The sequence below is a fragment of the Arcicella aurantiaca genome (assembly GCF_003148625.1).
In the GTDB taxonomy this organism is placed as follows: Bacteria; Bacteroidota; Bacteroidia; order Cytophagales; family Spirosomataceae; genus Arcicella; species Arcicella aurantiaca.
Window position 1 is genome coordinate 37,705 of the sequence record NZ_QGGO01000002.1, and the last position, 25,323, is coordinate 63,027.

29 protein-coding genes are annotated in these 25,323 nt (G+C 35.2%); 14 read left to right on the plus strand and 15 right to left on the minus strand.

Going from position 1 to position 25,323, the window contains the following annotated elements; translation table 11 throughout:
* Window positions 1-55: 55 nt before the first annotated feature.
* Window positions 56-943: a PPK2 family polyphosphate kinase gene (locus LV89_RS01790; RefSeq protein WP_109741148.1), complete on the minus strand. Its 888-nt coding sequence runs from the start codon at window positions 941-943 to the stop codon at window positions 56-58.
* Window positions 944-1,123: 180 nt separating this feature from the next.
* On the opposite strand from LV89_RS01790, the gene LV89_RS01795 reads away from it, so the two are divergent.
* Window positions 1,124-1,630: a hypothetical protein gene (locus tag LV89_RS01795; protein ID WP_109741149.1), complete on the plus strand. Its 507-nt coding sequence runs from the start codon at window positions 1,124-1,126 to the stop codon at window positions 1,628-1,630.
* A 119-nt stretch (window positions 1,631-1,749) separates the two neighbouring features.
* Window positions 1,750-2,418: a porin family protein gene (locus LV89_RS01800; protein WP_109741150.1), complete on the plus strand. Its 669-nt coding sequence runs from the start codon at window positions 1,750-1,752 to the stop codon at window positions 2,416-2,418.
* A 51-nt stretch (window positions 2,419-2,469) separates the two neighbouring features.
* Here LV89_RS01800 and LV89_RS01805 read toward each other — a convergent pair whose 3' ends face one another.
* Entirely contained in the window at window positions 2,470-4,008 is a 1,539-nt protein-coding gene (locus LV89_RS01805) for a YifB family Mg chelatase-like AAA ATPase (RefSeq protein ID WP_109741151.1), read from the minus strand.
* 174 nt (window positions 4,009-4,182) lie between these two features.
* Between LV89_RS01805 and eutC the strand changes: the two genes are divergently transcribed.
* Window positions 4,183-4,932 carry an ethanolamine ammonia-lyase subunit EutC gene (eutC, locus tag LV89_RS01810; protein WP_109741152.1) on the plus strand — a complete coding sequence of 250 codons (750 nt, stop codon included), beginning with the start codon at window positions 4,183-4,185 and terminating at the stop codon, window positions 4,930-4,932.
* A gap of 291 nt (window positions 4,933-5,223) precedes the next feature.
* On the opposite strand, the gene LV89_RS01815 is transcribed toward eutC, so the two are convergent.
* A complete protein-coding gene (locus tag LV89_RS01815; protein ID WP_109741153.1) occupies window positions 5,224-5,883 on the minus strand; it encodes a metal-dependent transcriptional regulator in 660 nt (219 codons plus the stop codon).
* Between the two features lie 243 nt (window positions 5,884-6,126).
* Here LV89_RS01815 and LV89_RS01820 point away from each other — a divergent pair, with 243 nt between their 5' ends.
* The 4 genes from LV89_RS01820 to LV89_RS01835 all read left to right on the plus strand — a co-directional run bounded on the left by LV89_RS01820 (window position 6,127) and on the right by LV89_RS01835 (window position 9,208).
* Window positions 6,127-7,437, plus strand: coding sequence for an Nramp family divalent metal transporter (locus LV89_RS01820; RefSeq protein WP_109741154.1), 1,311 nt, complete (start codon window positions 6,127-6,129; stop codon window positions 7,435-7,437).
* A gap of 194 nt (window positions 7,438-7,631) precedes the next feature.
* Window positions 7,632-7,970 (plus strand): phage holin family protein, encoded by a 339-nt coding sequence (locus tag LV89_RS01825; protein ID WP_109741155.1) that lies wholly within the window; start codon window positions 7,632-7,634, stop codon window positions 7,968-7,970.
* Between the two features lie 112 nt (window positions 7,971-8,082).
* Entirely contained in the window at window positions 8,083-8,484 is a 402-nt protein-coding gene (locus LV89_RS01830) for a hypothetical protein (protein ID WP_109741156.1), read from the plus strand.
* A complete protein-coding gene (locus LV89_RS01835; RefSeq protein ID WP_109741157.1) occupies window positions 8,462-9,208 on the plus strand; it encodes a phosphoglycerol geranylgeranyltransferase in 747 nt (248 codons plus the stop codon). Before LV89_RS01830 ends, LV89_RS01835 begins: the two co-directional genes overlap by 23 nt.
* 235 nt (window positions 9,209-9,443) lie before the next feature.
* Here LV89_RS01835 and LV89_RS01840 read toward each other — a convergent pair whose 3' ends face one another.
* Complete coding sequence (locus LV89_RS01840) at window positions 9,444-10,718, minus strand: Glu/Leu/Phe/Val family dehydrogenase (RefSeq protein ID WP_109741158.1); 1,275 nt, start codon at window positions 10,716-10,718, stop codon at window positions 9,444-9,446.
* 500 nt (window positions 10,719-11,218) lie between these two features.
* Between LV89_RS01840 and LV89_RS01845 the strand changes: the two genes are divergently transcribed.
* Window positions 11,219-11,611, plus strand: coding sequence for a TraR/DksA family transcriptional regulator (locus LV89_RS01845; RefSeq protein WP_109741159.1), 393 nt, complete (start codon window positions 11,219-11,221; stop codon window positions 11,609-11,611).
* A 42-nt stretch (window positions 11,612-11,653) separates the two neighbouring features.
* On the opposite strand, the gene LV89_RS01850 is transcribed toward LV89_RS01845, so the two are convergent.
* The 4 genes from LV89_RS01850 to LV89_RS01865 all read right to left on the minus strand — a co-directional run bounded on the left by LV89_RS01850 (window position 11,654) and on the right by LV89_RS01865 (window position 15,602).
* Window positions 11,654-12,562 (minus strand): DUF72 domain-containing protein, encoded by a 909-nt coding sequence (locus tag LV89_RS01850; RefSeq protein ID WP_109741160.1) that lies wholly within the window; start codon window positions 12,560-12,562, stop codon window positions 11,654-11,656.
* A gap of 9 nt (window positions 12,563-12,571) precedes the next feature.
* Entirely contained in the window at window positions 12,572-13,351 is a 780-nt protein-coding gene (gene trpA, locus LV89_RS01855; protein WP_109741161.1) for a tryptophan synthase subunit alpha, read from the minus strand.
* A 63-nt stretch (window positions 13,352-13,414) separates the two neighbouring features.
* Complete coding sequence (locus LV89_RS01860; RefSeq protein WP_109741162.1) at window positions 13,415-14,182, minus strand: Fic family protein; 768 nt, start codon at window positions 14,180-14,182, stop codon at window positions 13,415-13,417.
* A gap of 58 nt (window positions 14,183-14,240) precedes the next feature.
* A complete protein-coding gene (locus tag LV89_RS01865; RefSeq protein WP_109741163.1) occupies window positions 14,241-15,602 on the minus strand; it encodes a UDP-N-acetylmuramate--L-alanine ligase in 1,362 nt (453 codons plus the stop codon).
* Between the two features lie 322 nt (window positions 15,603-15,924).
* On the opposite strand from LV89_RS01865, the gene LV89_RS01870 reads away from it, so the two are divergent.
* Both LV89_RS01870 and LV89_RS25785 read left to right on the plus strand, forming a co-directional pair.
* Complete coding sequence (locus LV89_RS01870; protein WP_109741164.1) at window positions 15,925-17,409, plus strand: type III PLP-dependent enzyme domain-containing protein; 1,485 nt, start codon at window positions 15,925-15,927, stop codon at window positions 17,407-17,409.
* 141 nt (window positions 17,410-17,550) lie between these two features.
* Window positions 17,551-17,679 carry a hypothetical protein gene (locus LV89_RS25785; RefSeq protein WP_262509845.1) on the plus strand — a complete coding sequence of 43 codons (129 nt, stop codon included), beginning with the start codon at window positions 17,551-17,553 and terminating at the stop codon, window positions 17,677-17,679.
* Between the two features lie 150 nt (window positions 17,680-17,829).
* On the opposite strand, the gene LV89_RS01875 is transcribed toward LV89_RS25785, so the two are convergent.
* Window positions 17,830-18,267, minus strand: coding sequence for an FKBP-type peptidyl-prolyl cis-trans isomerase (locus LV89_RS01875; RefSeq protein WP_109741165.1), 438 nt, complete (start codon window positions 18,265-18,267; stop codon window positions 17,830-17,832).
* Between the two features lie 180 nt (window positions 18,268-18,447).
* Between LV89_RS01875 and nagA the strand changes: the two genes are divergently transcribed.
* The 4 genes from nagA (at window position 18,448) to LV89_RS01895 (ending at window position 21,786) form a co-directional block, all read left to right on the plus strand.
* Window positions 18,448-19,572, plus strand: a complete 1,125-nt coding sequence (nagA, locus tag LV89_RS01880) for an N-acetylglucosamine-6-phosphate deacetylase (RefSeq protein WP_109741166.1) — start codon at window positions 18,448-18,450, stop codon at window positions 19,570-19,572.
* A gap of 16 nt (window positions 19,573-19,588) precedes the next feature.
* Window positions 19,589-20,734 (plus strand): methionine aminotransferase, encoded by a 1,146-nt coding sequence (locus LV89_RS01885; protein WP_109741412.1) that lies wholly within the window; start codon window positions 19,589-19,591, stop codon window positions 20,732-20,734.
* Between the two features lie 82 nt (window positions 20,735-20,816).
* On the plus strand, window positions 20,817-21,281 hold the full coding sequence (locus LV89_RS01890) for a TonB-dependent receptor plug domain-containing protein (RefSeq protein ID WP_109741167.1): 465 nt from the start codon (window positions 20,817-20,819) through the stop codon (window positions 21,279-21,281).
* Window positions 21,282-21,405: 124 nt separating this feature from the next.
* Window positions 21,406-21,786, plus strand: a complete 381-nt coding sequence (locus tag LV89_RS01895) for a hypothetical protein (RefSeq protein WP_109741168.1) — start codon at window positions 21,406-21,408, stop codon at window positions 21,784-21,786.
* Between the two features lie 82 nt (window positions 21,787-21,868).
* On the opposite strand, the gene LV89_RS01900 is transcribed toward LV89_RS01895, so the two are convergent.
* From LV89_RS01900 to hisF, 6 genes are all read right to left on the minus strand, one after another.
* Entirely contained in the window at window positions 21,869-22,369 is a 501-nt protein-coding gene (locus LV89_RS01900; protein ID WP_109741169.1) for an energy transducer TonB, read from the minus strand.
* Between the two features lie 497 nt (window positions 22,370-22,866).
* Window positions 22,867-23,211, minus strand: coding sequence for a phage holin family protein (locus tag LV89_RS01905; protein ID WP_109741170.1), 345 nt, complete (start codon window positions 23,209-23,211; stop codon window positions 22,867-22,869).
* 15 nt (window positions 23,212-23,226) lie between these two features.
* Window positions 23,227-23,823: a bifunctional phosphoribosyl-AMP cyclohydrolase/phosphoribosyl-ATP diphosphatase HisIE gene (gene hisIE / locus LV89_RS01910; RefSeq protein WP_109741171.1), complete on the minus strand. Its 597-nt coding sequence runs from the start codon at window positions 23,821-23,823 to the stop codon at window positions 23,227-23,229.
* A 6-nt stretch (window positions 23,824-23,829) separates the two neighbouring features.
* Window positions 23,830-24,252, minus strand: coding sequence for a PIN domain-containing protein (locus LV89_RS01915; protein ID WP_109741172.1), 423 nt, complete (start codon window positions 24,250-24,252; stop codon window positions 23,830-23,832).
* The gene (locus LV89_RS01920) at window positions 24,245-24,460 is read right to left on the minus strand and encodes a hypothetical protein (RefSeq protein ID WP_109741173.1); all 216 of its coding nucleotides are present in this window, start codon (window positions 24,458-24,460) and stop codon (window positions 24,245-24,247) included. The genes LV89_RS01915 and LV89_RS01920 overlap by 8 nt, the downstream gene beginning before the upstream one ends.
* A gap of 38 nt (window positions 24,461-24,498) precedes the next feature.
* Window positions 24,499-25,254, minus strand: coding sequence for an imidazole glycerol phosphate synthase subunit HisF (gene hisF, locus LV89_RS01925; RefSeq protein ID WP_109741174.1), 756 nt, complete (start codon window positions 25,252-25,254; stop codon window positions 24,499-24,501).
* Between the last annotated feature and the right edge of the window lie 69 nt (window positions 25,255-25,323).

The window sequence follows — 25,323 nt, forward strand, 5'->3', positions numbered from 1 at the left end:
CATAAACCATAAACTCATAAACCATAAACTCATAAACCATAAACTCCCCAAAAAACTACTCCAAATTCTGCTCATTGATTCTGGCAATTAAACCTTGTAAAACGGCTTGACGTTCGGGCGTACTTTCTGGGTATTCCATTTTCAATTCTTTCATCTTTTCCAAAATTATACTACTGATAATCAACCGCATATTCTTTTTATCATCGGCAGGAACTACATACCAAGGAGCATTTTTTGAAGCCGTCTCATTCACCATTTCTTCATAAGCTTTCTGATATTTTTTCCAAGAATCTCGCTCTTTTACGTCGCCTTCTTCAAATTTCCAGTTTTTGGTTGGGTCTTGTATCCGTTCAATTAAACGTTCGGCTTGAACTTCTTTCGAGATATTCAAATAGAATTTAAGAATAACCGTTCCGTTTCTTGATAGATATTTTTCGTAGTTATTAATATCTTCATAGCGTTGTTCCCAAACTTTATCTAAATCTTTGGTAAACTCAGCAGGAATCTTTTGGTAATTTGTCAAGATTTCGGGGTGAACTTTCACCACCAATGTTTCTTCATAATACGAGCGGTTATGAATGACTAATTTTCCTCTTTCTGGCATTTTGAGGGTATTTCTCCACATAAAATCATGGGCTAATTCTTGCTCAGACGGGCGTTTAAAACTATGTACCTCCACCCCTGCTGGATTCACGCCTGACAATACTGCTTTGATGGTACCGTCTTTACCCGCTGCATCAGAAGCTTGAAAAATCAGAAGCATCGAGTAACGGTCATGGGCGTACATAAGGCTTTGATATTTATCCATTTTATCATGGAGTTCAGCCATCAGTGTATTATAATCTTCTTCTGATTCATAAAAATCCTTAATTTTAGTATCAGATTTTTTAATATCTAATTTTTTATCACCTGTAAATTCAAAATCTTTAATATCAATTTTCATATTTTTGTTTTATTAAGTTAAATAATAGCGAACGAAAGGCGACTAATGAAAGCAAATCAATTTGCTTTCTATTGAATTTGGCAAATATAGATACATAATCATATCACCACTTTTCATCAATCACATTTCACTTGTTATACATAAAAGCAATTTAACCAAAATTCTTAAACTTTTCTTACAATGACTTTACGAGACATTTTTGCCAATATTTCCGCTAATCCTTCTTTGCTATTATGGTTTCTTTTGTGTGTACCCTTATTGACATTCCTGAGTAGTATTTGGCAAAATCCAAATACGCCTCCGCAACAAAGTCCGAACCGTCATGTCTATGCTATTTTGGCTTATTTGGCGTGTATTCCCGGAATTTTTGCTATTACTTTAAATATGTATCTTTTCCTTTTTGAGCGTCAGAGCATTTGGGATATGAACCTTGTAACACAACTTTTACCAATCGTTACGATGGTCGGAACGCTCATTATTATTAAACGAAATATTCCTTTTGAATACGTACCCGCTTTTGGTAAGTTATCGGGCTTTGTCACTTTGGTTTTTGCCATGATTGGTATCATGTGGTTTGTAGATAGACTGCGTATATATGCCATTACTTACGTTCCCTTTCAGTATATCGCCATTGGTTTTATCGGAATGTTATTACTGATTCGTTTTGGATGGAATAAGATGTTTTAAATATTAACATTTATTAATTTATTTCGGAAAGCAACATTTGTTAAGGTTGAGTTACAAAATTATCTCTTATCTTTAAACGTATAAACTCTAAAGAGATGCCGCCACCTTAATCAATAAATATGCGTTTCCTCTATTCAACTATTGTTACGTTATTGTTATTTCAAAGTATTTTAAATGGTCAGACTAAAAAAGACCATTATATTTTTCATTTTGGGCTTCGTTCTGTTGATGTTCGTAGCGATAATTCCTTGCCCACCAGTTTCAAACCTGTTGTAGATGTGGGTTTTGGCATCAACTATCAACTTAGTAAAAATCTGCAATTTCAACCTGAAGTACGTTATACTCCACGTGGTTATCGAGCAAAAACTAATCTTTCAGATTCTACTTTTATAAGCAATTCCTTATCATTACATTATCTTGATTTGTGTCCAAATTTCAATTATACTTTTGGAAATCCAGCTTATAGTTTTACACATTTATCTGTTTGGGGAGGTCCATATTTAGGTATAGGTATTGTTGGGCAATCTGTTACGTCTGGAACAATCTTGAACAAAACCGAAACAAGAGCAGATAGCACATTTTCACGAACAAACGCTACTTTTGGCAATGGACTAAACAGAATTGATTATGGCTTAAATCTTGGAATTGGCTTACAATTTGACCGTTTGGCTCAAGTTGGTATATCTTACAATATGGGCTTTAATAATGTTTCAAGTTTTGCATCTTCACCACTATACAATCAGTCTTGGGGCGTGTATGTGAGAGTTCTTTTTGATGAAATATTTTAATTCAATTGCTCGATGTTGACAGAATATTAGCCCAACATCGAGCAACTAAAATTATCCTGCCCAATTCTCTCTATCCAAACTTCTATACTGAATAGCTTCTGCGATATGTTCCGTTCTGATGTCTTCTGTCCCTGCCAAATCCGCAATCGTTCGGGCTACTCTCAAAATACGGTCATAAGCACGAGCAGATAATTGTAACCGTTCCATAGCACGTTTCAGCAATAAATTACCAACTTCATTAATTACACAAATTTCTTTTACCATCTGAGAAGGCATCATGGCATTAGAATATATTTCTGGAAAATCTTTAAATCTATTCGTCTGAATTTCACGAGCTTTAATCACTCTTTCTCTAATTTGTTCTGACGATTCCGATTTCCGATTAGAAGATAATTGCTCAAATTTCACAGGCGTAACTTCTACGTGCAAATCAATTCTATCTAAAAGTGGGCCTGAAATTTTATTCAAATATTTTTGAACGACTCCCGGTCCACAAACACATTCTTTATCGGGATGATTATAATATCCACAAGGGCAAGGATTCATACTGGCAATCAGCATAAAACTTGATGGAAATTCAACTGCCCATCTTGCTCTTGAAATTGACACTTTTCTGTCCTCCAAAGGCTGACGCATCACTTCCAATGCCGTCTTTTTAAACTCTGGCAACTCGTCCAAAAACAAAACGCCATTATGTGCCAAAGAGATTTCACCGGGTTGTGGATTACTCCCACCTCCTACCAAAGCAGCATCAGAAATAGTATGATGCGGAGAACGATACGGTCGGGTAGAAACCAAAGTGGCTTTTGTGCCTAATTTTCCAGCAACAGAATGAATTTTAGTTGTCTCTAATGCTTCATGAAGAGTAAGCGGTGGCAAAATAGACGGAATACGCTTCGCCAACATGGTTTTCCCTGCTCCGGGAGGCCCAATCATAATGGCATTATGCCCACCTGCTGCGGCAATTTCTAAGGCTCTTTTTATATTTTCTTGTCCTTGAACGTGAGAAAAATCGGCATCATAATCATTTTGAGAACTGGCAAAAATATCTCGTGTATCCGTAACTAAAGGTTCAATTTTCAGAGAACCTCTTAGAAAATCAATCGCTTCTTTTAAGTTTTTTACGCCGATAATATCCAAATTATTCACAATAGAAGCCTCCATTGCGTTTTCCGTAGGAAGAATAAAACCTTTAAATCCTCTTTTGCGGGCTTCAATAGCTATTGGCAAAACGCCTTTTATTGGGCGAAGCGACCCATCGAGGGCTAATTCTCCCATGATAACGTAATTTTCTAATTCTTTCAAATTAGCTTGTACCGAAGCATGGACAATCCCCAAAGCAATGGGTAAATCATAAGCAGAACCCTCCTTACGAATATCCGCAGGGGCAAGATTTACGACAACTTTTGTTCTTGGAAAGAAATAACCGACTTGTTTAATGGCAGACTCCACTCGTTGTTCAGATTCTTTGACGGCTCCGTCTGGCAGTCCCACGATGTAGAAATGTTGTCCTTGTCCTTCGCTAACTTCCACAGTTATTATTGTAGCATCAACGCCGTGAACGGCACTTCCGAAGGTTTTAGCGAGCATAGTTGCAGTGTTTTAAATGTTAAGAAATTTGTCAAATATACAAAGAAAATCACCTTGTCACAATCATTTTCCAAGAACTCAATCCACCACAATTTGTATTGATATAAGGTAAACCAATCCAACAAAATGCCTATATTTGACTATCAATATCATTCAAAATTACTCGATTGAATCATGCAAGTTGACCATTGGCAGTTTCTTCAAAATTATACTCCTGCACGTATCGCTCGTGGGCGGGCTGGTCATAGTTTTCCAACAAATGAACTCCTAAAATTTCAAGCAGACCACGCCCAAGCTCGTGATGCTGTTTATTCAACCCTTAATATTCCTGCATTATCAGAATCCCTACAATTGACTTTAGATTTACCAATCATTCACCTAAAAAGTGGTATAGAAAATCGTTCTCAATATTTACAAAGACCTGATTTAGGGCGAACATTAAGCCAAGAGTCTCGGGAAGTCTTGCAGACGATGAAAGCAGAGGAGTCAGATGTTTGTTTTGTCGTTACAGACGGACTTTCTGCTGAGGCTATCAATCAAAATATTGGTTCAGTTTTAGAAAATATTATAGCAAAACTCAATAAAATTAATTGGAAAATTGCATCTATTTGTCTTGTAGAACAGGGACGAGTGGCAGTTGCAGACGAGATTGGCTATCTACTAAAATCCAAAATTGTGGTAGTATTTATTGGTGAACGTCCAGGACTGACTTCCCCCAATAGTATGGGAGCGTATATCACTTTTAATCCTCAAGTAGGCATAACTGATGAGAGTAGAAATTGTGTATCCAATATCCGCCCTGAAGGCATGAATCCTGAAACAGCTTCTGATAAAATCATCTACCTTTTAAATGAAATGAAAGTAAAAAAGATAAGTGGAGTGCATTTGAAAGATGAAGCAAATGACTCAAAATACTTGAATTAACTCCTTAATTCTTAGTATTAGACTTTAAAATATTAATAGAAGAGTGTCAAATTGTTAATGTGAAAACAGAAAAAACATACTCATTCTTTTTTATCCTTTTTTTCATGCAACTGAGAAACAGAATTCTTTGCTCATGTAATTTTTGCTAAATTTAGGCAAGTTTTAGTCTTAATTATCTTGCTTTCAAGTGCAGTTTTCCTATTTTTGTCATGCGTTTTAATAACGCAAATTTTTTTGACCTAATAAAGTGGCGGCTTTATTAGGTCTTTTTTTATATCTATACGCACAGAATTACTTCTTTTTGACTAAAATATTTTTGGCAACTTCGTGGCTAATAAAATAATTTGAGTTTCCTCCATTATTTATGGTCATTGATTTATCAAAATCATTGATTTCAATTATGGTAACATTCGCCCCTAAATTCATTCCAATTTTTGCCAAATATTGCAAAAAACTCGTTGAATGTTGTGCCACTCCCATCATCACTACCGTTTGATTAATGGCAATACCAGAGAGATTTTTATAACCTAATTCTGGCATTTTTCCATCTTTATCTGGAATTGGGTCACCGTGTGGGTCAAACTGTGGATAATCTAAAAATTCATCTAAGCGTTGCACCAACTCTTCCGAATTGATATGTTCCAATTCTTCTGCAATTTCGTGTACTTCATCCCAATTGAACCCCAATTTATTCACTAAAAAAACCTCCCAAAGACGGTGCTTTCGGATAACCTTCAAAGCCACTTCTGCCCCTTTTTCAGTTAGTCGAACACCCTGATACTTTTGGTAACTCACCAACTGTTTTTCAGAAAGTTTTCTGAGCATATCAGTCACAGAAGCCGCCTTCGTTTGCGTCAGTTCTGCCACGGCATTGGTACTGATTTCGCTTTCTGTTTCAGCAGACAGTTTATAAATAATCTTTAAGTAGTTTTCTTCAGTAAATGAAATCATGACTTTGTGTTTAGGTAGTAGAAATTAGGTTTTAGGTTTTGGGAATTAGGTTTTAGAAATTAGATACCTAATCTTTAAAACCCTAAAACCTAAAACCCAACCCCTAATCCCAACAATAAACAAAGATATTATTTTTCAACATAATAAATAAATTTTAGACAAGCCTAAAAAAATATTTTGAATTACAAATATTTGAAAATACTTTTGTGTAACTTACAGTAATACAAATTGATTAATGTAAAAATGGAAATACAAGGCAACAATACAAATCATTCATTACCAGAAGTATATGCGTCGATAAATGTCCCTAAAAATGGCTCGTTTTGGCGTAAATTATGGGCTTATACAGGGCCGGGACTGATGGTGGCGGTTGGCTATATGGACCCCGGAAATTGGGCAACAGATATTGCAGGAGGTGCTAAATTTGGTTACACGCTTATTTCGGTTATCCTAATTTCTAATCTTTTTGCGATGTTACTCCAACATCTTTCTTTAAAATTAGGTATTGTCTTGGGGCAAGATTTAGCCCAAGCCTGCCGAAATGCGTATTCTAAACCGACGGCAATTATTCTTTGGGTTTTATGCGAAGTTGCCATTGCAGCTTGCGACTTAGCCGAAGTTATTGGCTCAGCCATTGCCCTTAATTTGTTGTTTGGACTTCCGCTGACGGTTGGCGTTGTGATTACGGTATTGGATGTTTTAGTTTTACTTTATTTTCAAGGAAAAGGATTCAGAGCATTAGAAAGCATTGTTGGTTCATTAATCTTCATGATTTTTTGTTGCTTTGCTTACGAAATTGTTGTTTCTCAACCGTCCGTTTCTCAAATATTTGGTAATCTTTTACCGAAAACAGAAATTGTAACCAATCCAGCAATGCTTTATGTGGCTATCGGGATTTTGGGAGCGACTGTTATGCCTCATAATTTGTATTTACATTCAAGTATTGTACAAACTCGAAATTTTGAGAAAAATGCAGAAGGAAAGCGTTCGGCAATATATTTCGCAACGATTGATTCTACTTTGTCTTTATCACTTGCCTTTTTTATTAATGCTGCTATTTTGATTATGGCAGCCGCAACATTTCATAATTCAGGAAATCAAAATGTTGCTGATATTCATGACGCTTATCATTTGCTCGACCCTGTTTTGGGTGTAAAATTTGCAGGTATTTTCTTTGCCGTTGCTCTTTTAGCATCAGGACAAAACTCCACGCTTACGGGTACGTTGGCAGGGCAAATCGTGATGGAAGGTTTTTTGAATATTCGCCTAAAACCTTGGCTCAGACGTTTAATAACTCGTTTAGTAGCCGTTGTGCCAGCACTTATCGTAACGATTCTTTACGGAGAACAAGGCACAGGCGATTTATTGGTATTGAGTCAGGTTATTTTATCGCTTCAACTGAGTTTTGCGGTAGTGCCGTTGGTTATGTTTACGAGCGATAAATTGAAAATGGGTGAATTTGTAAACTCAAATCTGTTAAAGATTATGTCATGGATTATTGCCGTCATTATCATTAGTTTAAACGGATATTTGCTGTGGGATACGCTTTTTTAATCGGAACAATAAAAGGTTTTTCACAAGACAAACGATAGACCACAGATGAAACGGACTATACTGATTTTCGCTGATTTTTCTTGATTTTATCCGATTGTGTATCCCAGTGTAAATCTATAAAATCTGTTCAATCTATGGTCTAAATTTGTCTGCGACAAATAGTTTATAGTTTCGTTTTTAATTAATTTTATTCCATGAAAATATTAGACCCAAACGGATTGGTTGACAATCTGTACAAATACGTCCAAACCAATATCGAAATTGCCAAGGTAGAGGTTCAAGAAAGAATTGAAGATACCATCAAGAAAGTAGCGATTATTGCTATTTTGGTATTGTCTGGAGCAATGTTTTTCATTTTTGTTTTACTTACATTGGCTTTATTTTTGAATCATGTTTTAGCAAGCAACTATCTCGGTTTTTTGATTGTTACTATCCTATTAGCCATTATTATAGGCATTGCTTTTTTAGTTTTAAAACGCTTTTTACCAACAGCACAACAAGAAGATGATATTCTGAAAGATGAAGAATTCTAATTGTTAAAACCTGTTTAAGAGCGTTAATCGAAACTTTTTTTTCCATCGAAAAGGCAATTTTTGTACTTTTGGGTAGTTTTTATCTTACAAAGAGATTAAAACCATTACAATTATGTTTCCAACCGTAAGCCCGAAAAAGACCTCAGAACGTAAAATACAACTACACAAAGAGGCACAAGCATATAAAAAAACGATTGATGGTCAGGTAAATGACCTCAAATCTGAAGCCGCTCGTATTGGCACAACCGCCCTCATTGTGGGTACGGCATTGGCAGGAGTTTATGTGATTTTTAGTTTATTTACCTCCGATTCTAAAAAGAAAAAAACAACACAAGTTGTCGTTGAAAATCCTAATTTACCTGTTGTTGTAAAGAAGGAAAAAGACAAAGAATCGTGGTTAGTTTCGTCAATCAAAAGCTATATGATTGCGTTTGTAATGGCAGTTGCCAAAGACAAAATCATGGAAGCATTGGCGATTTTAAAAGAAAATAATGACCCAAAATCTACTAAATAACCTTTACGAACGAAAAGCTCAAGGTCAAAAATCTTTTGCCGTTTTGATTGACCCCGACAAAGTAAATCTTGATAACTTTTCTAACTTATTGAATCTCTGCACGGAATATGGTGCTGATTATATCTTCGTGGGTGGCAGTTTGATTACTAATTATGTAATTTCAGAAGTGATTGCCCAAATAAAAAGAGAAACGAATATTCCCGTTATTTTATTTCCGGGAAATAGCCTTCACATTGACGTACAAGCAGATGCCATTTTGTTGTTATCTTTAATTTCGGGTAGAAATCCAGAGTTTTTGATTGGACAACACGTTATTTCAGCCCCTCTTTTACGGAAAAGTGGTTTAGAAATTCTCCCAACAGGTTATATGCTAATTGATAGCGGAAAGCCAACAACGGTTTCTTATATCTCCAACACAACACCCATTCCACACGATAAAGCAGGGATTGCCGCCTGTACCGCAATGGCTGGAGAAATGTTAGGATTAAAATTGACTTATCTTGATGCGGGTTCGGGAGCGATGAATCCTGTTTCGCCAGAAATGATTGCGGCAGTCAGACAATCTGTCGATACGCCAATCATTGTAGGTGGGGGAATCAATACCGCTAAAAAAGCAAAAAATGCCCTTTCAGCGGGTGCTGATGTCATTGTGGTAGGCAATGGTATTGAGCAAAATATTGATTTATTGAAAGAAATAGCTATATCAGTGAACAGTTATCAGTGAACAGTTATCAGTTAACAGTAAGCAGTTATCAGTAGCTTTAATTTGGTAATTGTTCGATGATAATTGATTCATTGAAAGAAATAAATTTGACAGTGAACAGTTATCAGTAGCTTTAATTTGGTAATTGTTCGATGATAATTGATTTATTGAAAAAAATAAATTTGACAGTGAACAGTAAACAGTTATTAGTAATTTTATTGTTCACTGATAACTGTTCACTGATAACTGCCAACTGCTAATATCCTCCTCTAAATTTATAAGTATCCGAAACCTTCTTAATCGCTACGATATACGCTGCAATTCTCATTGGTACGTTAAATTGTTGAGACGTCAAGAAGACTTTATCAAAAGCATCCTTCATAATTCTATCCGAGCGACGGTTTACTCTGTCCAACGTCCATTTATAACCAATTCTATTTTGTACCCACTCGAAATACGAAACCGTTACACCTCCTGCATTTGCCAAAATATCAGGCACAACCAAGATACCTTTGTTGTTGATAATATCATCTGCTGATGCCGAAGTAGGGCCATTTGCCCCTTCAACAATCATTTTAGCTTTGATATAAGGAGCATTTTCATTGTTAATTACGTCTTCTTTTGCCGCAGGAACTAATACGTCCACGTCAAGGGTAAGTAATTCATCATTGGTGATTTTCTCAGCTCCGGGGAAGTTTTCTAAAGTCCCTTTGTTCAAATCACGATATTTGATTGCTCCTTCAATGTCAATTCCATTTTCATTGTAATACGCTCCCGAAATATCGGAAATAGCTTTTACCATCACGCCACGCTCGTGCAACAATACCGCTGCGTGCGAGCCTACATTTCCAAAACCTTGCACCGCAGCCGTTGCTTTATACGGATTGATTTTTAATTTATCCATACCCGCCAAAGCTGAAGTCATTACGCCACGTCCAGTTGCTTCGGTACGTCCCAACGAACCACCCAAAACCAAAGGCTTACCTGTTACTACGGCATTTACCGTCATTCCTTTCGCTTTTGAATATTCGTCCATCAACCAAGCCATTTCACGAGGGCCAGTTCCCATATCGGGAGCAGGAATATCACGGTCAGGACCAAAAACGTCCAACATCGCAACGGTGTAAGCACGCATAAGGCGTTCCATTTCTCCTGCCGACATCTCACGAGGATTACAAGCAATTCCACCCTTTGCTCCGCCATAAGGAATATCCACAACGGCACATTTCCAAGTCATCCATGCTGCCAAAGCACGCACTTCATCTAAATTAACATCTGGGTCAAAACGAATTCCGCCTTTACCCGGTCCTAAAATATTAGAATGTAATACTCGGTGTCCTTCAAAAACTCGAATCGAGCCATTATCCATCGTGATAGGAAGCCCAACTGTAACTTGGCGAGCTGGTACTTTCAAGATATAATACATTTCATCAGAAATTCCCAAAAGTTCAACGGCTTTATCAAAGCGTTGCATCATGGATTCCAATGGATTTTCTTTGTCCTTAATTGGAGCAGGTTCTATGTATGTCATGTTTAAAGAAAACCATCTGCAACTGCCTATTTATATTCTATGAAATGACAAATAGTTTGATTAAAAACATAAATTATCATAATTCATAGAGGCTGTTATCTCTATATTTGTAAATCTCGACTAATTGACCAAAGACTACAAACAAGCAATTTTAGATGTGTTTGTTGATGATTTGCACAAACTTACAACCTTTGAAATGAATAAATCAAGTGTTTTTATTTTAAGTAGAAATACTTGATTTTCAGGCAAAACAGACAAATTTGAAGTGTTTTTGTATTTTACTTTTTAACTTTATTGAAGATTAGCGTTTTCACCAAATAATCATTGGTAAAACATAAGAATTAAGAAATCATAAAATTTTAAAAAAATTTAATTAATTCTTGAAATATTGATATTTAAAACATTTTGATTTTATCTTTGTGAAAATTTTTACGGACAGACGATTCCAAAGTCAATAGAATCCTTATTCTTGAACCCACAAACCCTATTCGAAAGTTAATATGGAGACATTAGTAGAACAAAAAACCAGATACTCGAGTGAAGACCTTAAAGAATTTGAGGTATTAATCACTAAAAAGTTGGATGATATTCGAGCTGAATTAAACTACATTCGTGAAGCACTTCATAAACGTAATGACCCAGGTACTGACGTAACAGGTGGAAGTTCAAAATTGATGGAAGACGGAGCTGATAGTTCAGAAAAAGAAAGTATGAGCCAATTGGCAGCACGCTTACAGAAGTTTGCTACACAGTTAGAAAATGCCCTTATCCGTATCAAAAACGGAACTTATGGCGTGTGTATTGATACAGGAAAATTAATTCCGAAAGAACGCCTCAGAGCAGTTCCTCATACACAACAAACCATTGAAGCGAAATTAATGAAGCAACGATAATAAAAAAGAGTAGCCAACTTCAAAAAGTTGGCTATTTTCATTTTAAAACAAACTCATCTGCTCGACTTTAGGTAAAAATTTAGGCTCTTTAATGGAAAGTCCGCAATGTAAATTGATTTGCTGAATCCAATAATTAGCCATTTCTGGAGCAATCGTATTTTCACAAATATGAACAAAAAGCCAAAGTTCTTCTAAGCCTAAATCCAACCAAGTTTTTATTCTTTGAACCCATTCATCAATTCGTTTATAATCTGATGGATGTTCATTGCCGACCCAACGTATAACAGCCTTCGGTAAAGATAAACTTTGATGGGCAACATCACGCCTGCCCGCCACGTCTGTAATGACCGTTGCGTGTCCCAAACTATTCAATAAAGCTAAAGCATCTTGCCAAGCCTTTTCGTTTTTAAACCAATCTTCATTTCTAAATTCAACAGCAATTTTCAGATTATCAGGCAATTGTCTCAAATATTTCTCAAAAACGGCAAACTGTCTTGGCGAAAAATACGGAGCTAATTGCAAGAAAGGCATCCCTAATTTCTCCTCTAATTTCAAGATTTGGCGACAAAATTCGTCTGTCAAACCTTCAGCATTTTGCAATAATTTATCGTGAGAAATTATTTGTGGAAATTTAGTACAAAAGGTAAAATTGGGGCTTGATTCTACTTTCCAACGCTCAATTGTTTCATCATTTGGGATTTGATAATGCGTTACATTCAGCTCAATTGTATTAAATTGTTGAGAATATAATTTCAGAAAATCGGGCGTTTTTGCATTGTGAGGGTAGATTTTCCCGTTCCAATCTTTATTCGACCAAACAGGACAACCAACTTTAATAACAGGTTTTTCAACCTTTGCCCCCGACAATACTTTTGCATTAAAAGCATTGTCGGGTTTCAAGGTAAAATCTGTTTTTTCTACATCATATTTTGAAAGTTTTCCAAAATCCATTGATTAATTTTAACCGTTTTTAACACTACTCACAAAAGCCTTAATATCACCTGCTAAATCTGTTGACTGACCAATCAATTTGATAAAGGCACTACCAATAATTGCTCCTGCTGCTTGTGAAGACGCCTTTTTAAAGGTTTGATTATCAGAAATTCCAAAGCCAATCAAACGTGGATTTTTCAAATTCATAGCATTTACACGAGCAAAATACGCTTCTTGGTCAGTGGAAATACTTGATTTTGCCCCCGTCGTACTCGCAGAAGAAACCATGTAAATAAAACCATCGGAAATACTATCAATGTGCTTAATTCTCTCTTCTGAAGTTTGTGGCGTAATCAAAAAGGTATTCAAAATACCATATTTATCAAAAGTTGCTTTGTATTCTTCCTCATAAACGCTGGCTGGCATATCTGGCAAAATCAAGCCGTCCACACCAACTTCTTGGCATTTTTGGCAGAAATTTTCAACGCCAAATTGAATCACAGGATTTACATATCCCATCAATAAAATAGGTACAGTAATGCCCGCTTCACGAATTCCTGAAAGTTGTTCAAAAAGTAATTTTACCGTCATTCCATTATCCAAAGCAATTTGGTTCGACTGCTGAATAGTTTCGCCATCCGCCACAGGGTCAGAATACGGCATTCCGATTTCTACTAAATCAGCTCCACCGTCTTGAAGAGCCTTTAAAATCACGGTTGTATCGTCTATTTTTGGAAAACCTGCGGTAAAATAAACGTTAAGAATGTTATTTGTTTTTTCTTGGAAAAGTTGTTTAATACGGTTCATGTTTTTGTTACCCGACGCTTCCGCATCGGAATTTATTTTTAACGAACGAACTGAAAGTTCGTGTTACACACAAGCTACAAGCATATTTACAAAAGGTAAGGTTTTTGAATAATCCATTGTATCATATTCAAAACCAATGCGTTGTAGATTGTGATAATATTCGTTTTTGTTTTGGTAATAATATTTTTCTGAGGGAATTTGCCAAGCTTTATCCCCTAACTTTGAAGCTAAAAACCATTTTTCTAAAAGCCTTGCAGTTCGTCCATTTCCATCATTCAGCGGGTGAATATTTAAGAAAATAAGATGCAATAACGAAGCATAAAAAAAGGTTTCTCGAATGCTTAATTCATTTTTCAAAAGCAGTGATAAATCGGCAAAAAATTTTACAAGCTCCCCCTTCACTTGCTCGGGATTGGTGGCAACGTACAATATTCTTTCTCCACCCATTACAAACATAGGCGAAACTCGCCATCGTCCTCTTTCTGAGGCTCTTAGAAAGTTTTTAGTGATGAATTTATGGGCTTTCAAAATATTCTTTTCATTCAGCATATTATTTCTTGCAAAGGAATATGCTTCAAATAAATCATCGGCTTTTTTGGTATAATCCACCAAAAATTTAACGCCCAATAATTTATGTTTTAAGTACGAATCCAACTCAATTTCAACGCCTTCAATCTTGGAAGAATACACGACCGAACTGGACGTATAAAAAGTAAAATCTTGAATGGTATTCTGAAATTCTTGCAAATCAGCCATGCGTTTCCCCAGCTCATCTTCTTGAATAGAGAAATGAGGTAAAAGGGTATCGGATGGAAGAATTTTGAATTTCATTGTTTGTAACCCGATACTTCCGCATCGGGATTTATTTTTAACGAACTAAAAGTTCGTGTTACATCAAAATTGTTTTAGCTAATTCATTAAAATCCAACCCACCAAAAGTCCCAGAAGACATCATTAATAAATTAGCATTACGCCAAGATTGAGATAACAAAAACGCTTTCAGCGATTCGTTATCGGTAAAAACTTGTAGATTTGGATTATTGAAATGTACTTTAATATCTTCGGGCGTGATGGCAGGCAACTTTTTATGTTCCAGCGTTTTTGGACTAAAATACACTACTGGCACATCCGCTGCATTTAATTTATTAGCGTATTCTCCCAAGAAATCTTTGTTCAAACTACTAAATGTATGCAATTCTAAACAAGCTATTAATTGACGGTTCGGGAACTGAGCTTTTACGGCTTTGGTCGTTGCCTCAACCTTAGAAGGAGCATGAGCAAAGTCTTTATAAATTACTGTTTCGGCATTTTGACCCACTAATTCCAAACGTTTTGCTGCTCCTTTAAATGATGGAATCGCTGCATAAAATTCTTCATCTTCAATGCCAATTTGAGAAAGTACAAACTTTGCACCGTTCAAATTTTTGAGATTATGTTCTCCAAAAACTTCAATTTCAAGTTCTTTTTTATTCGATAAAATCAAGAATGTTTTGCCATCACGTACTTTACTTGGGTGAGCTTGATACGGTAATTTTCTCACGGCTTCACGTTCTACCGAGCCAATTTTAGCGACTAAAGCGTCTGTTTCATCATAGATAAAACTTCCTGCTTTGGGTAATTCATCGGCTAATAATTCAAACTGATGAACGTAATCGTTGAAATCTGGATAAACATTGATATGGTCCCAAGCAATGCCCGACATCAACATGACGTGTGGATGATAATGCAAAAATTTAGGCTGACGGTCGATTGGCGACGATAAATATTCGTCTCCTTCAATCACAATTACAGGTGCGTCCGACAGTTTCGCCATCGTATCAAAACCTTCAATTCTTGCTCCAACCATATAATCAAATTTACGCTTATGGTATTTCAGCACATGTAAAATCATCGAAGTAATGGTTGTTTTCCCATGACTTCCCGCAATGACAACTCTTTGTTTATGAAGACTTTGTGAATAAATAAATTCTGGATAAGAGTAAATTTTTATGCCTAATTCTTGAGCTTTAGCCAATTCAGGATTGTCCACACGAGCGTGCATTCCCAAAATTACACAACTTAAATCAGCCGTGATTTTCTCAGGAAACCACCCCATTTCAGCAGGAAGAAGTCCTTTATCTGCTAATAATGTTCGTGAAGGTTCATAAATTTCATCATCTGAACCCGTAATGACAAAACCTCTATTGTGTAAATCAATAGCTAAATTGTGCATGGCAGCACCGCCAATGGCAATGAAGTGAATTTTTTGCATAAATAAAATTTAGCGAATTAGCGATAAGCGAATGGCGATAAGTTGAGTATAGAATCGCTATCCACTAATTACATTTCGCTATCAATAAACTAATTTGCGTTTCAGAACGTTAAATATAAAATAAATACAATTTATTTACTTGCAAAGGTCATACTTTTATTGCACTTTTGCACGCTTTTTGTAGGAATACTTGGCAATCGATTATCAGTAATCGGGTGTCAATTTCTGAAACAATTTGCCCCAGAAAATTTTTAAAATCCAATAGCCGAAAGCTAAAAGCTGAAAGCTATACTAACAAACAATTTATGCTTTTTAGCTTAGGATGAAGAACTACATTGACCTGATTGACCAAACGATTGAATTCCCAACGTTGGAATTTAACATTGACCAAGATAATGAACTTTTGTTCAATAATGTGCCTTTAATGGACATTATCAAACAGTACGGTACGCCCCTCAAAATAACGTATCTTCCCAAAATTGGTGAGCATATAGAAAATTCAAAACGTCTTTTCAAGAATGCCATCAAAAAGTACAATTACAAAGGAAATTATACTTATTGTTATTGTACAAAATCTTCTCACTTTAAGTTTATCGTCGAAGAGGTTTTGAGCCATAATGTTCACCTCGAAACATCTTCAGCTTTTGATATTTCAATTATTAGAGATTTATATTCAAAAAATAAAATTTCTAAATCAACTTATATTCTTTGCAACGGATATAAATTGCCCCTTTACACACAGTATATCAGCGAATTAATCAACGAAGGCTTTAATTGCGTTCCCATTTTAGATAACCTAAAAGAGATTGACTTCTATGATAAATCGGTAACGGCTGAAACGGTAAATTTAGGAATTCGTATTGCAACAGACGAAGAACCAGACTTTGCTTTTTATACCTCACGTCTTGGACTCAGATATTCTGATGTCATGGATTTGTACAAAAATAAAATCCAGAATAGTGAGCGTTATAAATTAAAAATGTTACATTTCTTCATCAATACGGGTATTAAAGATAGTGCCTATTATTGGTCAGAATTGAGCCGTTTTATTTATAAATATTGCGAAATGAAGAAGGTTTGCCCAGACCTTGATTCTATTGATTTGGGTGGCGGTTTGCCAATTCAAACTTCATTACAATTCAACTATGATTATCAGTCAATGATTGATGAAATCGTTGAATCTATTTCATGGATTTGTAATAAAAATAACGTTCCTGTTCCAAATTTATTTACGGAATTTGGTTCATATACTGTTGGAGAAAGTGGTGCAGTTTTGTATGAAATCATTGACCAAAAATTACAAAACGACAAAGAGCTTTGGTACATGATTGACGGTTCTTTCATTACGCAATTACCCGATTCGTGGGGAATGAACCAAAAATACATCATGTTGCCTGTGAATAACTGGGGAAGTCCATACCAAAAAGTGAATTTAGGAGGTTTGACTTGCGATTCGATGGATTTTTACAATACAGAAGCACACAGTTCAGATTTATATTTACCAATTTACGAAGAAGGTCAAGAGCGTCAATTTGTAGGATTTTTCCATACAGGAGCTTACCAAGAATCTTTAGGTGGTTACGGTGGAATTCAGCACTGTTTGATTCCTGCTCCAAAACACGTAATTGTGGACAGATTAGAAGACGGAACAATCACAACACGTTTATTTGCCGACGAACAAGGTAAAGAAGGTATGATGACGATTTTGGGCTATGGCGACAAAGTTCAAGAGCAAGAAGAAAAAGTATTAGTGATTAGTCAAGAAGATATGGCATTGGCTGAGCAAATGTCATTGGTTGAGCAATAATAAAAGAAATTAAGAAAAACTGAGGAAGGTGCATTTCACTAACCGATTGAAAATTAATTACTTGTAGAACAATAATTAAAAACGTTTTTCGTAATTTTGTTATGTAATTAATCCTTACACAACCCATACTAATACTGAATCATGAAAAAATCGACCATCATTTTTGGATTATTAGCAGTGCTTTCATTGGCATCATGTGCAAGAAAAAACAATTGTCCTGCTTACGGAAGTACAAGCATAGAAAAGCCTGCATATAAAGGTAGAAACTAAGACCTTGACTATAAAAAAGGCGTTAGAAATGATTTTATTCATTTTTAACGCCTTTGATTAACTTCCCGAAAGTTTTAGAACTTTCGGGAAGTTTCATAAATTCTCTTAACTAAACAACATTGGGTTTAACTCTAAAACCTAACACCTGTATTAGTTCGTTTTCAATAACTCAACTTCAAAAATCAAAGTAGCTCCTCCAGGAATATCAGCACCTGCACCACGCTCGCCATAAGCCAAATGATGAGGAATAAACAACTTGTATTTGCTTCCTTCTGGCATTAATTGCAAACCCTCTGTCCAACCCGTAATTACTTGGTTTAAGCCAAAGCTAATAGGTTCGTTACGCAAAACGCTACTATCAAAAATAACGCCATCGATAGTCGTTCCGTGATAGTGCGTCAATACTTTCGCTCTTGGTCCACTTGGTTTCTGTCCTTTTCCTTCTACAATAACTTCATATTGTAAACCGCTTTCTGTTTCAGTAACTTCTGGTCTTTTTTTATTTTCTGCTAAAAAGGCTTGTCCTCTTTCTATTTCAGCTTTTAAGATTTCTCTCATGTGTCCTTGTTGTCTTTCAAAAATATTCATGATAATTGATAAAATAATCGTTCAATTTAAACGTCAAAGATAAGGATTATTCATTCCTTTTTAATCATCAAAGCTTTAATTTATGGTCAGAGAAATCATGGAAATCATCTGTAAAAACCTTAACTTAGAGTAAGTTTAAAAGAGCAAAGCATTTATTTAAAACTATTATTCAATCACGATATGTACGCACTCAAAAATGGCAAAATATTCACTTCTGAAGAAATCATCGAAGACAAAATCATACTAATTGAAGGTAAAAAAATCAGCAAATTCATTGTAGAAGAAGATATTGAAGATATTGACACAGACATACAAGTTATTGATTTAAAACACTTTAATATCGCTCCAGCCTTTATAGACATTCAGATTTATGGCGGTGGTGGAAGTTTATATAATTCAAAAACAACAGAAGAAACGATTAGAAAAACTTACCTTGAAGTTCGTCGTCAGGGAACAACCTATTTTCAAATAACGCTTTCTTCAACGCCTTTAGATAAAATATTAGAAGCCATTAAAGTAGCTAAAGATTATCTGAAAAATGGCGGAAAAGGCTTAATTGGCTTACACCTTGAAGGACCTTTTTTTAGTTTTCCAAAGCGTGGAGCTCACGTAGCGGAGTTTATCAGAAAACCGACCGATGAAGAATTACAAACCATTATTGAGGCTTGCAAAGGTTTACCCACTTACATGACTGTTGCTCCCGAAGAATTTACCGATGAACAATTACAAATGTTGTTGAGCAGCGATATTATTCTTTCGGCGGGTCATAGTTCTGCCACTTACCAACAAGCGATGGGAGCTTTTGAAAAAGGCATCAAACGTGTAACGCATTTGTTTAACGCCATGTCACAATTTCAAAGTCGTGAACCGGGTTTGGTTGGAGCAACTTATGATTCTGACGTTTGGGCAAGTATCATTCCCGATGGCATTCATGTGGATTTTAATAGCGTTAGAATTTCTAAGAAAATGATGGGGAAACGATTATTGATGATAACAGATGCCGTAACCAATGATGTTTCGGGCGACTACAAATTTATTCATGCAGGAACACACTATACAGACACCAAAGGGGTTCTTTCGGGTTCAGCTTTGAGTATGATGCAAGGTGTTAAAAATTGTGTTGAACAAGTAGGAGTTTCATTGGAAGAATCTCTCCGAATGGCATCTACTTATCCCGCAGAAGCAGTAAACGCAGGTCATTATCTCGGAAAAATAAAACCTGACTACCAAGCAAATATGGTCATTTTTGATGATAATTTTGTGGTGAAAGGTATTATTGAACATGGCTGCCTTGAATGGTTTTAACAGAAAAAAATTAGGAATGAACATTACCTCAAAACAACCCAATACAGGAACCACTATTTTTACAGTTATGTCAAAGTTAGCCGCAGATTGCGGTGCATTAAACCTATCGCAAGGTTTTCCTAATTTTGATTGTTCTCCCAAACTGACTGATTTAGTTACGCATTATCTCAAAAAAGGCATGAATCAATATGCTCCAATGGCAGGGATTCAACCATTTCGAGAAGTGATAGCTCAAAAAATTAGTGATGCTTACCAAATCAATTATCATCCAGATACAGAAGTAACCATCGTTTCTGGAGCAACTGAAGCTCTTTACGCTGCCATTGTTGCCGTAGTTCATCAAGGAGACGAAGTGATTTTACTTGAACCTTGTTATGATTCTTACGCTCCCGCCGTTACGCTCAACGGAGGCACGCCTGTTTATGTAACGCTCACGCCCGAAAATGGCTATAAAATTGATTGGAACGTAGTAAAATCTAAAATTACGGAACGGACAAAACTGATAATTTTAAATACTCCACATAATCCAACGGGAACCGTTTTGAGCGAAGATGATTTAACACAATTAGCAGAAATTGTAAGAGATACCAATATTTTCTTGATTGGTGATGAAGTTTACGAACACATTATTTTCGACGGAAGAGAACATTGGTCTTTACTTAGAAATCCTATTTTACAAGAACGTAGTTTTATTTGTGGTTCATTCGGGAAAACCTTTCATGTAACAGGCTGGAAAATTGGTTATTGCCTTGCCCCTAAAGCCCTCACCGAAGAATTCAGAAAAGTACACCAATGGCTAACTTTTAGCACCGTTACACCCATTCAATACGCTTTGGCTGATTTTCTAAAAGAGCCTGATAATTATTTATCCATTCCAAAATTTTATCAAGAGAAACGAGATAAGTTTTTAACATGTATCAAAGACTCTCGTTTTACGTACACGCCCGCACATGGCAGTTTTTTTCAATGTGTTAACTATCAAAATATTACAGACGAAGGAGATTATGATTTAGCCATAAGACTAACCCGTGAAATTGGCGTAGCGAGTATTCCTGTTTCGGTATTTTATAATCAGAAAAATGACTATAAAATTTTGCGTTTTTGTTTTGCCAAAGACGATGAAACCTTAGAACGTGCAGGAGAACATTTATGTAAACTCTAAAAAAAACGATATTTGAGCTTAGATTTATAAAAATTCTTATCTTTACTTATATTTTTTTTATACAATTTAACCAATTATCATTATGAAACTCTTATATAAAATCTGTATTCTTTTCTCAACAGTATTGTTGAGTATGAGTTGTAGTAAACAAAGTGTTACTTCAAGTTCAAATAATAATAACAATTCAGCAATGTATGGAGAAGTCCAACACTCCAGAAATAATACAGGCTCAACGGTAGTAATAGAAGAAAATAATACCATGCAAAATGCCACGATGGACTATTATCTTCAACAAGTTGCGGGCGTAAATATTACAGGAACAGGGGCAAGTGCCAATGTTACTATTAGAGGCATTAACTCATTTGTTTCAAATCTTGAACCCTTATTTTTAATAAATGGTCAGGCAATGAACAACTTCTCTACTGTTTACTATTTATGTAATGCTAATAACATAAAATCAGTCGCAGTTCTAAAAGACGCAGCCAGTTGCAGTATTTATGGAGCTCGTGGGGCTAACGGTGTTATTGCTATTACCCTCAAAAAATAAATACTCCCAAACATTCCTGATGATAAATTGACCTTGTAGAAGCAATCCTCTATTTCATTTACTTAACTTTGTGTAATGTTATAAAATAGACTTCTTGCAAGAAGTCTAATGCAAAATCAAGCAAATGAAAATCAAATACATATTACCCATGTTCTTCTTAGCAACCGCTTGTACCAAACAGCCTAAGTTAGAAGGACTTGACCTCGAAAAATGGAAAGCCGATAAAGGCGGGTGTTCGGGCGAGCGTACCAAAAATATTGAAAAATTAAAATCTTTGAAAGAAGAGATAAAAGGGGTTAGCTCAAACGATATTGATGATTATTTGGGAAGACCAGACGTTCAACAATTAGCCGACCGCAATCAGGAATATTACATTTATTTTCTTGAAAAAGGAAAACATTGCGAAACCCTACAAGAAAAGTCTGATGCACAGTCTATGGTTTTACGTTTTTCAGCAATGGGAATGGCTACCGAAGCAACTTTTCAAAGAGGAGTACCCAAATAAAAGGATTAGAAGCAAAAAAGTCCTCACGTACAATGTACATGAGGACTACAAATATTTATTTAAAGTAAGGATTTTCGACTACTTAGAATTTTATTGGTAAAACATAATAAGATGCTACCTCAATTCCTTGAATTTTTGCTGGATTCCAAGAACCCATCTTTTTCACCACCTTAATGGCTTCAGCACTTAATTGTGGGTCAGAGCTACTGGCTAAAACATGAACTTTACTGATTTCTCCGTAACGTTCAACCATAAATCTAACTAAAACAGTTTCCCCTTTTGAACCTTTCGGGCGAACAATATTTTGACTAATGAATTTCTTCAATCCGTCTTGTCCATCTGGAAAAGATGCTGGCAACTCTACATCATAATACGTTGAATCTCTATCAACAGTCATATTCTTGAAACGACTTGCTCTGGCTTTATCTTTATCAATTAAAAGACCTAATTCACTATCACTATCTAATACACTTGCAATTAACGCTTTATCTTTATCAGAGAAAGTGGTTGGCACTAATACACTCTTTTGTGATTTGCCAGAAAATGCTACAAATAGCATTAACATTAGGGTAAAGTTTTTCATGACTCTTATAAGTTTAAAAATTTCCACAATTAAGCATTGAGAAACGTAACTACTTGAAACGAAAACAAGATTGAATATTTTTAAATTTTAAACAAACTTGGATTCTCGACTTTCATGGCGGTTACGGTCAAGCAATCTTAACGTGAAAATTTTTCTTATACCAAATCATGGCTTATAGGAATAACTTCACAAAGTAAGGATTTTCAAAAAGTATGCCAACTTTTTGTTTGGTGTACAAAGATATAAAATTACAATTCATAACTCCAAACATTTTGCCAAAAATATTTTTCATCTATTTTGTTGAAAAACAGCAAGTTATACCTTTTCACCTAAATTTATTATTTAATATAAAATATCAAAAAGGGGCTGAATAAAAATAAAAAATAGAAATATTCTGTGTTCGTGTAAATAAAAAGCGTGTTAAAAATGACATTAGCTCATTTTTAACACGCTTTTTATTTTAATTTTAATATTTCTATTAGGACTTTTTCAAGAAATTAGTCTTTATCCAAGAACCATCCCAAAACAGTCGATAGAAAAGAAAGTCCAAAACTAAAGATTAATGGAGGAATAAAGCCTTGAACTGTAAAGCCTTGTATAAAATGAGCAACAACGTAAACAACTATTACGTTGATTACCAATAAGAAAAGTCCAAGCGTTAGAAAAGTGATTGGAAAACTTATAAATTTCAAAATTGGCTTTACAAAAGTGTTCGCAAAACCCATTGCTAAAGCTACTAAAACGGAAGTTTGGAAGCTATCAATTTTAATGCCAACAATGTATTTTGTACCAAACATTATTACTACGGCAATAATTAAGTATTTGATAATAAAATTTACCATAACTATTTGAAGGTTTTATTTGTGTCTTTTACGAAGTACGTCAATAATTTCGTCAAAGTCAATGCCTCTTTGTTCCAATAAAACTAAGTAATGAAACAGTAAATCGGCAGCTTCTCCTTTGAATAAATCATCGTTAGAATCCATTGCTTCAATGACTAATTCTACGGCTTCCTCTCCTACTTTCTGAGCAATTTTATTTGTTCCTTTTTCAAAAAGACTTGCAGTATATGATTTCTCAGAAGGATTATTTTTTCTATCACGAATGGTAGATTTTAAATAATTTAACCAGCCTGCTTGTCCTTCATTAATCTTTTCATTCCAACAAGTATCTGCACCTGTATGACACGTTGGACCATCTGGATTAACTTTTATCAGAAGCGTATCTTCATCACAATCGTTTGCGATGCTTACCACATGAAGAAAATTGTTTGACGTTTCACCTTTAGTCCATAAACGTTGTTTAGAACGACTAAAAAAAGTAACGATTCCGTCTTTTTGCGTTTTTTCAAAAGCCTCTTGGTTCATATAACCAAGCATCAGCACCTTGTCTGTTTTGGCATCTTGAATAATGGCAGGGATAAGTCCGCCTTGTTTATTAAAATCTATGTTCATGTTTAATTATAAAATGCTTTCGTCAAAAAAATTGGTGAAGCCTTTCGAAATAAGATGATTTTTCAAAATAACATCTCGTGTCCAAAGTGGTACATTTAATTCGAGTGAGAGAGCAACAAATGGAGTGTCCTTATCATCTACATCTTTGCATAAATAATAAGCATCTATGAAATTTTTAACTGAAATTGTGGATTCATTTACGAAATATAACTTTTCTACAACTTTCTCAAAAAGAGTATGAGTATCTTCTTGAGTGCCTTTTGATTTTTCAAGAATCATATCGTGATGCAAAAATGTTTCATAGACAAACAAATTTGGAGTCAAAAAGCTATAATCTTGTTGAGAAAAGAAGAATCTGGCACTTTTAGCTTGATTTTTATGTAGAAAAGCAAAAACTAAATTTGTATCAATGATTACTTCATTATTCATCTTTTATGAATTTATGCTTATTTCTCTCCCACCAATGTGATTTCATTTCGTTGCCAATTGTTTGAATTGAATCATCGAAATCAACTTCATCAATTAATAATTTTACTTCAAGCCATTCTTTAAATTCTTTAAGAGTAGCTTCTGAAATAGGACGTTTAATTCTAAATAAAACCTCCGTTGGTTGATATTCTATTGTTAAAGCTCCCATATTACTAATATTTTATTTTCGTAAAGATACCAAAATTATCATAATCTTATCGCAACGCCTTTTTCTTTCAAATAGGTCTTTAAATCAATAATGTCTATTTCTTTAAAGTGAAAAATGCTGGCGGCAAGTCCTGCATCGGCTTTTCCTTCTGTAAATACGTCGTAAAAATGTTCCATCGTTCCTGCCCCACCCGAAGCAATAATTGGAATAGATGAATTTGCTGAAATAATAGAAGTTAGCTCATTGGCAAAACCAGCTTTTGTTCCGTCAGTATCCATTGAGGTCAAAAGAATTTCTCCTGCTCCTCTATCTTCTACTTCTTTTGCCCATGCAATGGTACGTAATTCGGTTGGTTTGCGTCCGCCATGTGTATGAACGATATGTTCACCTTCAACAAAACGTGTATCAATGGCAACAATAATACATTGAGAACCAAAATTTAATGCTAATTCGTCAATTAATTCTGGTCTTCTAACTGCCGATGAATTGATAGAAACTTTATCAGCACCTGCATTCAATAAAGCTGAAACGTCTTCAATTGATGAAATACCACCGCCAACAGTAAAAGGAATATTTACGTGTCTGGCTACATTTCTAACTAAATCAATTAATGTTTTACGATTGTCAACGGTAGCGGTTATATCCAAAAATACCAATTCATCAGCTCCTTGTTCAGCGTAAATGGCTCCCAATTCTACGGGGTCACCTGCATCACGAAGATTAACGAAATTAGTGCCTTTTACGGTTCTGCCATCTTTTATATCAAGGCAGGGAATTATTCTTTTTGTAAGCATGATTGCTAATTAATAGTTGATAGAGAATAGTGAACAACTTACCTTAATTAAAGCTTCTGATTCTAATGG

What these genes read in the sequence shown, in the direction of transcription:
- LV89_RS01825 (WP_109741155.1), top strand. Translation starts at nt 7,632, where the DNA reads ATGAAAATATTAGACCCAAACGGATTGGTTGACAATCTGTACAAATAC.
- eutC (WP_109741152.1), top strand. Translation starts at nt 4,183, where the DNA reads ATGCAAGTTGACCATTGGCAGTTTCTTCAAAATTATACTCCTGCACGT.
- LV89_RS01790 (WP_109741148.1), bottom strand. Translation starts at nt 943, where the DNA reads ATGAAAATTGATATTAAAGATTTTGAATTTACAGGTGATAAAAAATTA.
- trpA (WP_109741161.1), bottom strand. Translation starts at nt 13,351, where the DNA reads ATGAACCGTATTAAACAACTTTTCCAAGAAAAAACAAATAACATTCTT.
- hisF (WP_109741174.1), bottom strand. Translation starts at nt 25,254, where the DNA reads ATGCTTACAAAAAGAATAATTCCCTGCCTTGATATAAAAGATGGCAGA.
- LV89_RS25785 (WP_262509845.1), top strand. Translation starts at nt 17,551, where the DNA reads ATGAAAAAATCGACCATCATTTTTGGATTATTAGCAGTGCTTTCATTG.
- LV89_RS01830 (WP_109741156.1), top strand. Translation starts at nt 8,083, where the DNA reads ATGTTTCCAACCGTAAGCCCGAAAAAGACCTCAGAACGTAAAATACAA.
- LV89_RS01870 (WP_109741164.1), top strand. Translation starts at nt 15,925, where the DNA reads ATGAAGAACTACATTGACCTGATTGACCAAACGATTGAATTCCCAACG.
- LV89_RS01860 (WP_109741162.1), bottom strand. Translation starts at nt 14,182, where the DNA reads ATGAAATTCAAAATTCTTCCATCCGATACCCTTTTACCTCATTTCTCT.
- LV89_RS01820 (WP_109741154.1), top strand. Translation starts at nt 6,127, where the DNA reads ATGGAAATACAAGGCAACAATACAAATCATTCATTACCAGAAGTATAT.
- LV89_RS01800 (WP_109741150.1), top strand. Translation starts at nt 1,750, where the DNA reads ATGCGTTTCCTCTATTCAACTATTGTTACGTTATTGTTATTTCAAAGT.
- LV89_RS01890 (WP_109741167.1), top strand. Translation starts at nt 20,817, where the DNA reads ATGAAACTCTTATATAAAATCTGTATTCTTTTCTCAACAGTATTGTTG.
- LV89_RS01920 (WP_109741173.1), bottom strand. Translation starts at nt 24,460, where the DNA reads ATGGGAGCTTTAACAATAGAATATCAACCAACGGAGGTTTTATTTAGA.
- nagA (WP_109741166.1), top strand. Translation starts at nt 18,448, where the DNA reads ATGTACGCACTCAAAAATGGCAAAATATTCACTTCTGAAGAAATCATC.
- LV89_RS01835 (WP_109741157.1), top strand. Translation starts at nt 8,462, where the DNA reads ATGACCCAAAATCTACTAAATAACCTTTACGAACGAAAAGCTCAAGGT.
- LV89_RS01885 (WP_109741412.1), top strand. Translation starts at nt 19,589, where the DNA reads ATGAACATTACCTCAAAACAACCCAATACAGGAACCACTATTTTTACA.
- LV89_RS01850 (WP_109741160.1), bottom strand. Translation starts at nt 12,562, where the DNA reads ATGGATTTTGGAAAACTTTCAAAATATGATGTAGAAAAAACAGATTTT.
- LV89_RS01900 (WP_109741169.1), bottom strand. Translation starts at nt 22,369, where the DNA reads ATGAAAAACTTTACCCTAATGTTAATGCTATTTGTAGCATTTTCTGGC.
- LV89_RS01895 (WP_109741168.1), top strand. Translation starts at nt 21,406, where the DNA reads ATGAAAATCAAATACATATTACCCATGTTCTTCTTAGCAACCGCTTGT.
- LV89_RS01840 (WP_109741158.1), bottom strand. Translation starts at nt 10,718, where the DNA reads ATGACATACATAGAACCTGCTCCAATTAAGGACAAAGAAAATCCATTG.
- LV89_RS01845 (WP_109741159.1), top strand. Translation starts at nt 11,219, where the DNA reads ATGGAGACATTAGTAGAACAAAAAACCAGATACTCGAGTGAAGACCTT.
- LV89_RS01865 (WP_109741163.1), bottom strand. Translation starts at nt 15,602, where the DNA reads ATGCAAAAAATTCACTTCATTGCCATTGGCGGTGCTGCCATGCACAAT.
- LV89_RS01805 (WP_109741151.1), bottom strand. Translation starts at nt 4,008, where the DNA reads ATGCTCGCTAAAACCTTCGGAAGTGCCGTTCACGGCGTTGATGCTACA.
- LV89_RS01795 (WP_109741149.1), top strand. Translation starts at nt 1,124, where the DNA reads ATGACTTTACGAGACATTTTTGCCAATATTTCCGCTAATCCTTCTTTG.
- LV89_RS01815 (WP_109741153.1), bottom strand. Translation starts at nt 5,883, where the DNA reads ATGATTTCATTTACTGAAGAAAACTACTTAAAGATTATTTATAAACTG.
- LV89_RS01875 (WP_109741165.1), bottom strand. Translation starts at nt 18,267, where the DNA reads ATGAATATTTTTGAAAGACAACAAGGACACATGAGAGAAATCTTAAAA.
- LV89_RS01915 (WP_109741172.1), bottom strand. Translation starts at nt 24,252, where the DNA reads ATGAATAATGAAGTAATCATTGATACAAATTTAGTTTTTGCTTTTCTA.
- hisIE (WP_109741171.1), bottom strand. Translation starts at nt 23,823, where the DNA reads ATGAACATAGATTTTAATAAACAAGGCGGACTTATCCCTGCCATTATT.
- LV89_RS01905 (WP_109741170.1), bottom strand. Translation starts at nt 23,211, where the DNA reads ATGGTAAATTTTATTATCAAATACTTAATTATTGCCGTAGTAATAATG.